The sequence below is a fragment of the Klebsiella sp. KTE92 genome (assembly GCF_000398905.1).
In the GTDB taxonomy this organism is placed as follows: domain Bacteria; phylum Pseudomonadota; class Gammaproteobacteria; order Enterobacterales; family Enterobacteriaceae; genus Klebsiella; species Klebsiella variicola.
On the sequence record NZ_KB976100.1, the window covers coordinates 2373163 to 2385784 of the forward strand.

General features: G+C 59.7%; 10 protein-coding genes and 1 pseudogene. 5 read left to right on the plus strand and 6 right to left on the minus strand.

Going from position 1 to position 12622, the window contains the following annotated elements:
• Positions 1-81 precede the first annotated feature (81 nt).
• The 6 genes and pseudogenes from A1WC_RS14205 to A1WC_RS14180 form a co-directional block, all read right to left on the minus strand.
• A complete protein-coding gene (locus tag A1WC_RS14205; protein ID WP_016160918.1) occupies positions 82-741 on the minus strand; it encodes an O-methyltransferase in 660 nt (219 codons plus the stop codon).
• A gap of 103 nt (positions 742-844) precedes the next feature.
• Positions 845-2215 carry an efflux transporter outer membrane subunit gene (locus A1WC_RS14200; RefSeq protein ID WP_016160919.1) on the minus strand — a complete coding sequence of 457 codons (1371 nt, stop codon included), beginning with the start codon at positions 2213-2215 and terminating at the stop codon, positions 845-847.
• Positions 2212-3297, minus strand: coding sequence for an HlyD family secretion protein (locus A1WC_RS14195; protein WP_008805107.1), 1086 nt, complete (start codon positions 3295-3297; stop codon positions 2212-2214). Before A1WC_RS14195 ends, A1WC_RS14200 begins: the two co-directional genes overlap by 4 nt.
• Positions 3298-3325: 28 nt before the next feature.
• Positions 3326-4978, minus strand: a pseudogene (locus tag A1WC_RS14190) (MFS transporter).
• Positions 4978-5409 (minus strand): MarR family winged helix-turn-helix transcriptional regulator, encoded by a 432-nt coding sequence (locus tag A1WC_RS14185; RefSeq protein WP_008805105.1) that lies wholly within the window; start codon positions 5407-5409, stop codon positions 4978-4980. The pseudogene A1WC_RS14190 and the gene A1WC_RS14185 overlap by 1 nt, the downstream one beginning before the upstream one ends.
• Positions 5410-5546: 137 nt before the next feature.
• On the minus strand, positions 5547-6461 hold the full coding sequence (locus tag A1WC_RS14180; protein WP_008805104.1) for a LysR family transcriptional regulator: 915 nt from the start codon (positions 6459-6461) through the stop codon (positions 5547-5549).
• A gap of 100 nt (positions 6462-6561) precedes the next feature.
• Between A1WC_RS14180 and A1WC_RS14175 the strand changes: the two genes are divergently transcribed.
• The 5 genes from A1WC_RS14175 to A1WC_RS14155 all read left to right on the plus strand — a co-directional run bounded on the left by A1WC_RS14175 (position 6562) and on the right by A1WC_RS14155 (position 12612).
• Positions 6562-7560, plus strand: a complete 999-nt coding sequence (locus A1WC_RS14175; protein WP_008805103.1) for an aldo/keto reductase — start codon at positions 6562-6564, stop codon at positions 7558-7560.
• Positions 7561-7609: 49 nt separating this feature from the next.
• Positions 7610-8797, plus strand: a complete 1188-nt coding sequence (locus tag A1WC_RS14170) for an MFS transporter (protein ID WP_016160921.1) — start codon at positions 7610-7612, stop codon at positions 8795-8797.
• Positions 8794-9858 (plus strand): aldo/keto reductase, encoded by a 1065-nt coding sequence (locus tag A1WC_RS14165; protein ID WP_008805101.1) that lies wholly within the window; start codon positions 8794-8796, stop codon positions 9856-9858. Before A1WC_RS14170 ends, A1WC_RS14165 begins: the two co-directional genes overlap by 4 nt.
• A 61-nt stretch (positions 9859-9919) precedes the next feature.
• Positions 9920-11404 carry an FAD-dependent oxidoreductase gene (locus A1WC_RS14160; protein ID WP_016160922.1) on the plus strand — a complete coding sequence of 495 codons (1485 nt, stop codon included), beginning with the start codon at positions 9920-9922 and terminating at the stop codon, positions 11402-11404.
• A 2-nt stretch (positions 11405-11406) separates the two neighbouring features.
• Positions 11407-12612, plus strand: coding sequence for an acetyl-CoA C-acyltransferase (locus A1WC_RS14155; protein ID WP_016160923.1), 1206 nt, complete (start codon positions 11407-11409; stop codon positions 12610-12612).
• The last annotated feature ends 10 nt before the right edge of the window (positions 12613-12622 follow it).

Consider the following 12622-nt stretch of genomic DNA (forward strand, 5'->3'; position numbering starts at 1 on the left):
GCTGGTGACGCGTCCCGGCGCGGGTTTTCTCCCTCTCCCTGGGGGAGAGGGCCGGGGTGAGGACATCAGGCCGCCCGGATCTTACCCATTCACCAGCGCCAGCGTAAACCCATCCCATCCCTTGATGCCCACCGTCTGCAGCGCGGTGGCGGTGAGCCGCGGGTTATCCCCGATCATTTCGATAAACCGACGCACGCCCTGCACGCGCGCATCATCGCTTTGTCCGTTAATCACTTCGCCATCGCGCACCACGTTATCGCCCACGATCAGCGTCCCGGGGTGCGAATAGTGCAGCGCCCACTCCAGATAGCGAGGATTATTAGGTTTATCGGCATCAATAAAGATCAGGTCGAACGGCTGCACATTCGCGAAATTTTCCAGCGTGTTCAGCGCCGGTCCTTCAATGAGTTCAATGCGCTCGTTTAGCCCCGCAAGGCGGATATTCTGGCGCGCCACCCCGGCATGGCCAGGATCGGCCTCGAGGGTAATCAGCTTTCCGTCGGCGGGCAGCGCACGCGCCATCCAGATAGCGCTATAGGCGCCGAGCGTGCCAATTTCCAGGATCCGCCGCGCCTGTGTTATACGCACCAGCAGCGCCAGAAATTGCCCCTGATTGGCCGCAACATCATGTTCAGGTAGCCCGGCGCGTTTGTTGTTTTCCAGTACCTGACTCAGTATGTCATCTTCAGGAATAAGCGAAGAAATCATGAAATTATCGACGGCAGACCACTGTTGTTGCATAGATTGACTCCCTGGTGGTTGTTGCCGGGTAGCGCTGCGCTACACCGGCCTGAATATGGGTTTCTGCGCTCTCCACGGTTGTGGACCGGCGCGCACAGGGTATTCACGCGTTCATCCAGCCGCCTCCCAGCGCCCGGTAAAGATCGATCTGCGCCAGCAGCAGGTTGTTCTTCACCTGCACTACGCTAAGCTGGGTGGAGAACAGCGTTCGCTGGGCATCGAGCACATCCAGATACGAAGAGTAGCCGTTACGGTAGCGATTCTGCGCAATGCGCAATGTTTCCTCCGCCACCGCCACCTGCCCCTGCAGTTCGGTCAGCTGTTCGCCGTAGCGGCTAATGGCGTCAAGGCTGTCATTCACCTCTTTGAACGCGCCGCGCACCGTTTTCTCGTAGCTATAGAGCGCCTGGTTGCGCTGGGCCATGGAGACATCCACCTGGGCATTTAACGCCTGGCGGTTAAGCAGCGGCGCCAGAATACTGCCGCCGACGCTCCACAGCCGCAGCGGGTTGTCCAGCAGGTCCGGCAGTGTACGATCCTGCAGGCTGCCGGTGGCGGTGAGGTTGATAGACGGCAGCAGCTGCGCCTGCGACGAGGCCAAGGTGGCATCGGCGGCCACCAGCTGACGCTGAGCCTGTACGATATCCGGGCGGCGGTTGAGTAAGGTGGACGGCAGTTGCGACGGCAGACGCAGCGGAGTGAGCTGGGCGAACTCGCCGCGTTTTACCGCGCCGGGGTTATCACCCAGCAGCACGCTGAGCGCATTTTCCTGCTGCGCAATCTGGTGCTGTAGCGGCGGGATCTGCGCCCGCGTTGAGCGCAGCTCCGAATCTGCCTGCATCAGCTCAAGGCGTGAAGTATACCCGGTTTCAAACTGACGCTTCGCCAGGCGCCACGCGTCTTCCCGTGATTTCAGCGTCTGTTGGGTAACCCGCAGCTGCTCATCCAGCGACAACAGGGTCACGTAGCCGACGGCCACCGAGCTGGCGACGCTCAAATTGGCCGCGGCTGCAGCGGCTTTTTGCGCCTCGAGGCTGGCCCCGGCGGCGCTGGCCGCGCTGCGATTCGCTCCCCAGATATCGACGTCATAGCTGGCGGTCAGGCCGCCTTTGTACAGCGTGCTGTGGATCGGCAGGCCGGTGGCGGCGGACTGCGCGCGGGCGCGGGTGCCGGTCAGGCTGGCGTCCAGCGAGGGGAAAAGGCTGCTGTCGGCGGCATAGGCCCGCGCCTGATACTCATTCACCCGCTCCCGGGCGATCAGCACATCGCTGTTATAGCGCAGCGCCCGGTCGACATACTGATTGAGCGTGCTGTCATGAAAATTGCGCCACCAGACGCCTTCCACCGGGCTGGCCGGGCCAACGTCGGCCCGCCAGGCGGCAGGGATGGTCAGGGTCGGCTGCGCGCGCTGCACGTCGGCGGATTGACAGCCGACCAGCGCGAGGATGACGGCAAGGGTGACCGGGCGGATCATGGCTGTTTCTCCGCGCGGGTATCAATGGTCACCTGCACCGACATACCGGGACGCAGGTGTTCGCTGTACTTCTGCCCGTCGTTGACCGTAATGCGCACCGGGATCCGCTGGGCGATCTTGACGAAGTTGCCGGTGGCGTTGTCCGGTGAGATGGCGCTGAATTCCACCCCGGTCGCCGGGGAGATGCTCTGCACCTTGCCATGGAAACGCTCACCGTTGAGCGCGTCGACGGTGAAGGTGACCGGCTGGCCGATACGCACCTCGGCAAGCTGGGTCTCTTTCAGGTTGGCGATCACCCAGTGCTGGGGCGGGACCAGCGAGGTCAGATGGGTTCCGGCGCTGACGTAGGCGCCAAGACGTACCGAGATCTGCCCCAGCTGGCCGCCGGTGGGGGCGATGATCTGCGTATTCTGCAGGTCGATCTGCGCCAGCTCGAGGGCGGCTTTGGCGCTGGCGACATCGGCTTCCAGCGAGTCTCGATTGACGATGGTCGATTCACGGTCCTGGCGCGACATCTCCAGCGCCGCTTTCGCCTGTTCAATATCCGCAGCCCCTTGCGCCGCGCTGGCGCGCGCCGAATCACGCTCGCGGATCGACAGCGAACCATCGGCAGTCAGCTCCTGCACCCGTTTTAAATCGGCCTGGATTTTCAGATTCTGCGCACGGGCGTTTTGCAGCGCAGCTTCATTTTTGGCGATCGTCGCCTCGGCGCTTTTGCGCTGCTGCAGGTTGTTGCGCAGCGCGGCCTCCTTCATCGCCAGGGTAGCCTGGGCCTGATGCACCCGCTGCTTATAGATGCGATCGTCTATCTGGAACAGCACCTCGCCCGGCTGGACAATCGCGAAATCTTTGACATTGACGGCGGTGATGTAGCCGTTGACCTGCGGGCTGATAAAGGTGGTCTGCCCGCGCACATAGGCGTTATCGGTAAACTGGCTATGCCGGGTGAACGGCGGCAGTTGCCAGGCGTAGAGGATCACTAATACGCCGACGAGGCCTATCGCTGCGGCGGTAAAAATGGAGACCACGCGAATGTTGTTCCGGGTGTTGGCCTGTTGTTTGGCCGCATCCTGCTGACTCATAACGACTCCAGAGATGAAATGATGATAATTATTTGCTGCCGGTGGCGCGTTTTAAGGCGATACGGGCGGTCAGTCGTAAGCGAATTAAGCGCCAGAAAACCCACACTAATGTGCCGGCGGAGATGGCCGCCGTCAGCAGATAGGTGTCATTCCAGGCGAGAATATTGGCCTGCAGCGTCGCGGCGTTTTGCAGCAGGGTGGTGGCCTGAACGTTAAGCAGCGTGCTATCGCCGATCTGGCTCTGATACATCTGGCTATACTGCTGCAGCCGCTCGACGATCAGCGGGTTCAGGGTGGTGATCTGGTCCGCCAGCTGGCTGGAGTGAAATTTTTCCCGCCAGGTCTGGAAGGTGCCGAGGATCGCCGACCCCAGCAGACCGCCGATGTTCTGGCTCATGCCGAATAGCACCGAGAAGCTGACCAGGTTGCGCGGATCGGCAAACACGCCGCCAATGCCGGCGAGCATCGCCGGGGCCAGAAAGAAGGCGCTGCCGAAGCCGAGTAAAAACTGGCTGAACATTAATTGTTCCGGACGGGTGAGGGCGTTAGACTGGCTGTCGAGCAGCGAGGCTACCATGATCAGCGCCAGGGCGGTGGCGGTCGGCCAGTAGAGCTTCTGCGGGTTGAGCGTCAGACAACTGGCGATGATCCCGCACAGAATGCCGGCGAAAATTGACCATGCGAGGTTAGTCATCTGTTCGTTTTGCAGACCAACGTACTGCAACCAGCCGATGACCCCGGTGTTTTGCTCCGCCAGCACGATGCGGATCAGCAGCATAATCAGGCCGAGGCGTACGATGCTGCCGCTGGAGAGCCACTTGGTATTGAGCAGGGGATTGCTGCGGTTATGCTCAAAGGCGATAGCGGCGACGATCAGCACCACCGCTGCCGCCAGCGACCAGCCGATCCACGGCGCTTCAAACCACCACTCGAGCCGCCCCAGCGACAGCACGGCGCACACCAGCGCCATGCCGGGCGCCAGCAGAAAGAAGGTGATAAAATCCTTCTTCTCGAACACCTTTTTACGATCGCTCGGCGGCAGTTTCAGCGCGATGACGCAGGCCAGCGACACCAGCGCCAGCCCCAGTTCAAAGAAGTAAAGGCCGCGCCATTCATCGATCTGCAGCAGTTCGGTGGAAAAGAGACGCGCCAGCGGAATGGCCAGCGATGAGCCGGTGATGCCGATGGTTAGCCCTTTCAGGCGGTGGCGTGTGGGCCAGGCCTGCACCTGGTAGTAGATCCCCAGCGAGCTGAGCGCTGCGGCCACCATGCCGTGGGCGGCGCGGACCATCATCGCCGAGCTGAGATCGTTGACGAACAGGTGGAAAAAGGTGACCAGCACATAGAGCACCAGAAAGCCTTCGGTAAAGGCGCGCAGCCCAAACTGCTGGCGAAATTTCACCAGCAGCAGGTTGATGGAGACGTTGGTCATGACGTACACCGCCGGCAGCCAGGCGATCTCGGTCGACCAGGCGGCGAAGGTGCCCTGCAGCAGCTGCAGGTTGGCGGTGACCACCGCGTTGCCCAGCGCGCCGGTGAGGCACACCAGCAGGCCGACCACGCCATAGGCGAGACGTTTCTGCGGACTGTGCAGCGGCGTCGAGGGCGAGCCAAGCAGGGCTGGTTTTTCATGCGGCGCCCAGTCATGCGGGGCATAGGGGTTATCCTGGCGACGGGGCATTATTTCTTCTCCACTTCGCGCAGCAGTTTTTCCAGCACCCGCTGAGTTTGCTCCCGCTCCTGCGGGGTAATCGCCGTCAGGATCTCTTCGCGCAGATCGTCCGCCACCGTTTTGACCTGCTCATACAGCGCCATTCCCTGCTCGGTGGCGACCAGCAGCCGCTTACGTTTATCGCTGGCGGTGGTGACACGCTCCACCAGGCCGAGGGCGACCAGCCGGTTGATCAGCGGCACAATGGTCGGACTCTCTACCCCCAGCTCCTGCGCCAGTTCGCTTTGCGACAGCGGCTGTGGCTGGCGGGCAATGGCCGCGACCGCCACCCAACTGGCCTGGCTCAGGCCAAGGTCCTTTAGCCGACGGTTGACCGCCAGCCGCCAGTGATGGGCGGTGAGGTATAAAAGATGGGAGAAGTTAAGCTGTCGATTGTCCATAGGTCGTCTGTCAATATCGTTAGAGCTCTAACGAGTTTATGTCGGGCGACCGCCATAATTCAAGGCGAAGGAAAAAAATTGGTTAACGGTATGTGCGTTTATTGTGGCTAATAGCGATGGGTTAACCCGCGAACCCTCTACTCACTGAGGATGCTCTTATTCTGCGCCATGACCCAGGTGATAAAGGCCCGTAGCGGCACCGGTATATGTTTCCGGCTCGGGTAGTAGACGCAGAAATGGTCGGCAGGATAGTGGTAGTCGGGTAACAAACGGACCAGGCTGCCCGCGCTCAACTGCTGCGTCACCAGCGACTGATAGACAAAGGCGATGCCTAATCCGCTCTCCGCCGCCTGGATCATCGCCGTATCGGAATCAACGACCAGATCGCCTCTGACCGAAACTTCGCTGGGCTCACCGCTGGGGCTAATAAACTCCCAACGGTACTTTTCACCGCTGGGAAAACAGCGGTTGATACAGCGGAAATTGACCAGCGACTGCGGGGTGTCGGGCTCGCCGGCCTCGCGGATATAGGCCGGGCTGGCCACCGGGATCAGCGACAGCTTCTCGCCAAAGGGGATGGCAATCATATCTTTGGGCACATCCTGCGAATAGCGAATACCGGCGTCAAAACCGGACTCAATAATATTGACTTTCCGATCGGTGGTATACAGTTCGAGCGTTACATCGGGATAGGCGGTTTTAAAGGCAATAAAATAGTGTTGAAAAAAAAGGTCAAGAACAATACGCGGTAAATTGACTTTCACCACGCCTTCCGGCGTCAGGCGATGATAATTCAGGCTGTCAACCACCCGGCGATAATCATTGACCACCGGCGTCATATTATTAAGAAATTCCTCACCCACGGCAGTTAATGACAAACTGCGCGTCGAGCGATTCAGCAGGCGCACGCCTAACTTTTCTTCCAGATGATTAATAGCGCTGGTGAGGGCCGGTGGTGAAAGATTTAATGCCCTGGCGGCCTGGCGAAAACTGCCATGTTTCACTATGAGTATTAATATTTCAATTTGTTGCAAATCCGGCAAGGTTTTCATTGTTAATTTCCAGCTAACACCGCGTTCGGAATAGATTAATTGTTATCAATGTAAAAGGGAAGTATATATTTAATAATATTCAGCACGTAAGGAAAATAAGGTGAAAACACGTTATCTCGGAAAAGAGAAGTTCCAGGTTTCCGCATTGGGTCTCGGGTGTATGGGAATGAGTTTCGCCTACGGCGGCGCCGAGGAGTCGCAGGCGATTAATACGATTCATGCCGCGGTGGACATGGGCGTGACCTTCCTGGATTCTGCCGAAGTGTATGGTCCTTTCGATAATGAAGTTCTTGTCGGGAAAGCGATAAAAGGTATCCGCGATAAGGTGCAGATTGCCACCAAGTTTGGTTTTCGTATTTTGCCGACCGGCCAGGGACTGGAACGCATGGCCGGCGTCGACAGTCGTCCGGAACATATTCGCGAGTCAGTGGAAGGGTCGCTGAAGCGGCTGAATATCGAGACCATCGATCTGCTCTATCAGCACCGCGTCGATCCGGCGGTGCCGGTGGAAGACGTGGTGGGCACCATGGCCGACCTGGTTAAAGAGGGGAAAATTCGCCATATCGGACTGTCGGAAGTCTCAGCCCAGACGCTGCGCCGGGCCTGCAAGGTGCATCCGATTACCGCCGTGCAGACGGAATACTCGCTGTGGACCCGCGAGCCGGAGGCCGGTATTCTCAACGCCTGCCGCGAGCTGGGGGTGGGCTTTGTCCCATACAGCCCGCTGGGGCGCGGCTTCCTGACGGGAAAAATCACCGATCCTGGCGTCTTCGCTGAGGATGATTTCCGCCGCAATCTGCCGCGCTTCCAGGCCGAGACCATGCGCAAAAACCAGCTGCTGCTTGAGCGCCTGCAGCAGGTGGCCACGCGCTATGACGCGACCCTTGCGCAGATTGCCCTTGCCTGGGTCATGAGCAAAGGCGAGGATATCGTGCCTATCCCGGGGGCGAGAAAAATTGCCCATCTGCGTGATAATGCCGGAGCCGCCAATATTACCCTCTCTCCTGAGGATATTCTCACCATCGAAGATATTTTCACTCCCGATAACGTCACTGGCTTACGCTATAACCAGGGCGACTTTAACTTAATCGAAAAATAACTCCCTGAATACTATTCTCCCGCCGTCCTGGCGGGAGATGAGGTTACTTATGACTATTGCTGTTTCCCGTTCGGCGGGATTGCCTGCGGCAGTTTATGCGCTTTCCGTGGGCTCATTTGGTATTGGTACCACCGAATTTGTGATTATGGGATTATTACTTGATGTGGCCCATGATTTTTATATATCCATTACGCTTGCCGCCTGGTCTATTACCGCTTATGCCTGTGGGGTGGTGATTGGCGCGCCGCTCCTCACACCGCTATTAAGCCGCTACCCCAAAAAACCGGCGTTGTTATTTCTGATGATCTTATTTTCCATCGGTAATTTAGGTTGCGGTATTGCCGGTAATATGACCATGCTCATTATTTTCCGGGTAATAACCGCCTTAGCTCACGCCTCATTCTTCGGCATCAGTTCGGTCTATGCCGCGGAGCTGGCGCCGGTGGATAAACGGGCTTCGGCGGTCTCCGCCGTCTTTCTCGGCGCCACCCTGGCCAATATTCTGGGCGTGCCCCTCGGCGCCTGGGTAGGGCAATACCTTGGCTGGCGCTACACCTTCTTTATGGTCACGCTGATTGGCATTCTTTCCGCCCTGGCAGTCATTGCCCTGGTGCCCGGCCGTCAGGCCCAACCGGCGGTGCAGAGTCGGATCCGCGACGAGCTGAAGGTGCTGCGCCATCCGACGGTGCTGCGCAGCCTGCTGATCACCGCGCTCGGGTTTTCCGGCGTCTTCGCCGCCTTTACCTACATTGCGCCCATGCTGAAAACCGTCACCGGGATGAGCGAACATCTCATTCCACCTGTGCTGGTGCTGTTTGGCGTCGGGATGGTCGCCGGGAATCACCTCGGCGGCCGCCTGACCGACGGTGGGGTCCGCCGGGCGCTGCTGCTGACCCTGGCCTTGCTTATCGTCGTCCTGTGCCTCTTTCCGTTCGCCATTCAGACGCTACCCGGCGCCTGCGCGGCGGTGTTTCTGCTGGGGGCGGCGATGTTCTCCACCATTCCGCCGCTGCAGATGCAGGCGCTGGACAGCAGTGAGACCGGCAAAAGCATGGTCTCCTCGTGCAATATCGCTGCCTTTAACCTCGGCAATGCCGCTGGCGCCTGGTTTGGTGGGTTGTTGCTCACCGCCGGCGTCTCCCTCTCGCATATTCCCCTGGCCGGTGCGTGCCTGACCGCCAGCGGATTTATTATCGCTAGTGTGACGTTGTCACCTTTAAAAGGAAGTCAAGCATGAAGTATCGGTATTTAGGTTCCACCGGGCTGTCGGTGTCAGAGCTCTGTTTTGGCGCCATGACGTTTGGTGAAAAAGGGGCCTTTCTCGGCGCGCCGGGACGCAACTGGTCGGAATTCGGCGTGGTGCCTGAGCATACGGCATACGATCTGGTGTACAAAGCGCTGGACGCCGGGATTAACTTTTTTGATACCGCGGACTGTTATAAAAACGGCCAGGGCGAAGAGCTGCTCGGTAACGCGCTGAAGGGGAAACGCCAGCAGGTGATTATCGGCACCAAAGGACGCTGGCAGACCGACCCCAATCCGAACGCGCTGGGGGCGTCGCGCTACCATATTATTAATGCCGTCGACGCCAGCCTGCAGCGGCTGAAAACGGATTATATCGATATCTATCATCTCCACGGGTTCGATCCGCGCACCGCGCTGGAGGATACCCTGCGGACGCTGGATGCGTTGATTCGCGCCGGGAAAATTCGCTACATCGGGGTCTCCAACTACGCGGCCTGGCAGCTGGCGAAGGCGCTGGGGATCTCAGAGCGCCTCGGACTGGAAAAATTCTGCGTCTATCAGGGCTATTACAATATCGCCGCGCGAGAACTGGAGCATGAGATTATCCCGCTCAGCGTCGATCAGAACGTCGGCATCACCGTCTGGAGCCCGCTGGCCGGGGGCTTCCTCACCGGTAAATACCCTCGCAATCAGGCGTTTCCTGAGGGCAGTCGGCTGGCGAACGCCACCCCGTTTGAGTCGGCGCCGATCGCCAATCGCGAACAAGCCTGGCAGACTCTGGAAGTGATGCAGGAGATTGCCCGTCAGCGCAACGCCAGCGTGGCGCAGGTGGCGCTCAACTGGTTGCGTACCCGCCCGGGGATCACATCGCTGGTGATCGGCGCGACCAAACTCGCCCAGCTGGAGGATAACCTGGCGGCACTGAACTGGACGCTGAGCGACGAGGAGGCGGCGATCCTCAACAGCGTGAGCGAAAAAGAGAAGCCTTATCCCTACTGGCATATCTGCAATGTCGCCGGCGATCGCCGTCTGGCCGACGATATCTACCCCTAACTCACCCTGCACCCAGGCAACACGCGTATGCCCCCCTGGGGGCATACAGAGAGGCTCGATCGTGAAAAAAGTACTCATTGTTGGCGCCGGCCCGGTAGGGTTAATCATTGGCTGCTATCTGAATAAGTATGGAATTGATTTTGATATTATTGATAAAAATACACACAGCACCACCTGGTCCAAAGCGCTGAGCGTCAGTCCGGCGACGATTAAAGCCTTCCACGGCTTAGCCCTTGCCGGGGAGCTGACCGCCCAGGGCAAGCAGGTTCAGTCAATTTACGCCTGGTATAAAAACCGCAAGTTTCTGCATATTGATAACCGCCATCTCCCCACCTGCTATCCCTTCCATGTCAGTATCCCGCAGCCGCGGACGGAGAAGATCCTTGAAACGGCGCTGGCCGAGGCCGGTCAACTGGTGAAACGCGGACATCAGCTGGTCTCCTGGCGGCGGGAGGAAGGGCGCTATCACGTCTCTCTGCTCGACGATGCCCGCCGGGCCTGTTCCGCTACTTATGACTATATTATCGGCGCCGACGGCGCGGCCAGCACCGTCCGGGAGCTGGCCGGGATTGGCTTTAGCGGCCATGATTACCCGCTGCATTTTGTAATGGCGGACGTGCAGTTCGCCAGCGCGGCGACGCTCCCGGGAACCTCTTACTATATTGACGAGCTGGGCTTTCTGATCTTTCTGCCCATACCGGACAATCAGGTCAGGATCGTGATTAAAAGAGCCGGTCGATTACCGTCGCCGCGTCCGGTGCCGGATCTGCAGGAGATCAACGTGGCGCTGGCGCGCTTCTGCCCCGAGGTTCCTCCGGCGCAGGCGCTGACCTGGTCCTCCAGCGCCAACTTCTATAACCGGATCGCCGATGACAATCTGCAGCACAATATCATGCTGGCAGGCGATGCTTTCCATCTGTTCAGTCCGATTGGCGGGCAGGGGATGAATACCGGTATTCAGGATGCGATTAACCTAGCCTGGAAGCTGGCCTTTTACCTGCATGGCGTCGCCAGCGACCGGCTGCTGGCATCCTATCGCACCGAGCGTTTCGCCGCGGTGAGCGGCGTGCTGCACGCCACCGATCACGATACCGGCCTGATCGCCGGTCTGGTGCCGAAAAACCATATCGACGCGGTCTACTTTCCGGAGTTTTGCAATCGTCACTATTATCGCCACCAGCTGCCGCTGCAGTACGCCGGCTTTGCCGCGCCGCAGAGCGCTCACCCGAACGGCCTGATGGGCCACCATGTCCCGTGGTACGTCTTTACCTCGCCGCAGGCGAGGTTTCGCAACAGTTATGACGCCTTCGCCAGCGGTAAGGTCGTGGTCTTTTCCGCGCGCGTCGACTGTCCTCCCTTATCCCGCCTGAAACCTGGCGGCTGGTTTATATTCTGCGCCCTTGACCCGGCGGACGAGGCGTTTCTCGAGGCGCTACAGATTGGCCGCGATGACTATGCGGTGATCAATCCCGATGGCTATGTGGGCTTTACCGGCAGCGAAGCCGGGACATCGCAGTATCTTTCCTCGCTCTACGTAATGGAATAATCATGAATAAAGTGTATATCGTCGCGGCCTGCCGTACGCCGGTGGGGCGTTTTCTTGGCGCCCTGAAAACGGTCTCTGCGGTGGAACTGGCCGCGCTCACCGTCCGCCACAACCTGCAGCAGGCCGGGATTGACCCGGCGTGGATTGACGAAGTGATCTGCGGCTGCGTCCTCGCCGCCGGGCAGGGGATGGGGCCGGCGCGTCAGGTCGCGCTGCGGGCGGGGATCCCGGTGCAAAAGCCGGCTTACACCCTGAATATGATCTGCGGTAGCGGCATGAAAAGTATTACCGAAGGGGCGATCCATATCCAGAGCGGTTATGCCGACATGGTCGTCGCTGGCGGGATGGAAAACATGAGCCAGGCGCCGTTTTTGCTGCGGGGAGAGATAAGGGGCGGCGTGAAATTTGGCGCGTTCAGCAGCGAGGATCTGATCCAGAGCGATGGCTTAACCGATCCGCTGTTGCATATTCCGATGGGGGAAACGGCGGAGGCCATCGCCGCGCATGAACAGATCTCGCGCGCAGAACAGGACCAGTACGCGCTGGACAGCCATCAAAAAGCCTCCGCCGCCAGCCGCGCCGGCCATTTTGCCGAGGAGATAGTGCCGGTGACGGTCAGCGGGAAGCGGGGCGTCAGCGTGGTCCGCGAGGACGAGCAGATCCGCCATGACCTTAGCGCCGACCAGCTGGCGGCGCTGAAACCGGCTTTTCGTCGCGACGGGAGCGTCACGGCGGGCAACGCCTCGGGGCTGAACGACGGCGCGGCGTCAGTGATCCTCGCCTCGGCGCGCGCCGTTGCGCAGTACGGCCTGCGGCCGCTGGCTGAGATAGTCTCCTTCGGCGAGGGCGGCGTCGACCCGGCGATGATGGGGCTTGGGCCGCTGCCGGCCATGACGTGCGCCCTGCGCCGCGGGCGGTTTCAGCTCAGCGATATGGCGCGACTGGAAATTAACGAAGCCTTTGCCGCGCAGGTGCTGGGGGTGGTCAAGGGGCTGGCCCGCGAGCATCAGATGACGGCGGAGGAGATAGCCGCCCGCCTGAACGTCAACGGCGGCGCGATTGCCCTCGGGCACCCGCTCGGCAGTTCCGGAACCCGGATTGTCGTGAGCCTTCTGCACGCGCTGCGCCGGGAGAATAAACCGACCGGCCTGGCCTCGCTGTGTATCGGCGGCGGGATGGGTATTGCGTTAATTGTGAAAGCGATCTGAGGAGACAAGC

Excerpts from the sequence above, each read along its gene's own strand:
- A1WC_RS14155 (WP_016160923.1), top strand. The coding sequence starts at position 11,407 with ATGAATAAAGTGTATATCGTCGCGGCCTGCCGTACGCCGGTGGGGCGT.
- A1WC_RS14180 (WP_008805104.1), bottom strand. The coding sequence starts at position 6,461 with ATGAAAACCTTGCCGGATTTGCAACAAATTGAAATATTAATACTCATA.
- A1WC_RS14195 (WP_008805107.1), bottom strand. The coding sequence starts at position 3,297 with ATGAGTCAGCAGGATGCGGCCAAACAACAGGCCAACACCCGGAACAAC.
- A1WC_RS14200 (WP_016160919.1), bottom strand. The coding sequence starts at position 2,215 with ATGATCCGCCCGGTCACCCTTGCCGTCATCCTCGCGCTGGTCGGCTGT.
- A1WC_RS14170 (WP_016160921.1), top strand. The coding sequence starts at position 7,610 with ATGACTATTGCTGTTTCCCGTTCGGCGGGATTGCCTGCGGCAGTTTAT.
- A1WC_RS14185 (WP_008805105.1), bottom strand. The coding sequence starts at position 5,409 with ATGGACAATCGACAGCTTAACTTCTCCCATCTTTTATACCTCACCGCC.
- A1WC_RS14205 (WP_016160918.1), bottom strand. The coding sequence starts at position 741 with ATGCAACAACAGTGGTCTGCCGTCGATAATTTCATGATTTCTTCGCTT.
- A1WC_RS14165 (WP_008805101.1), top strand. The coding sequence starts at position 8,794 with ATGAAGTATCGGTATTTAGGTTCCACCGGGCTGTCGGTGTCAGAGCTC.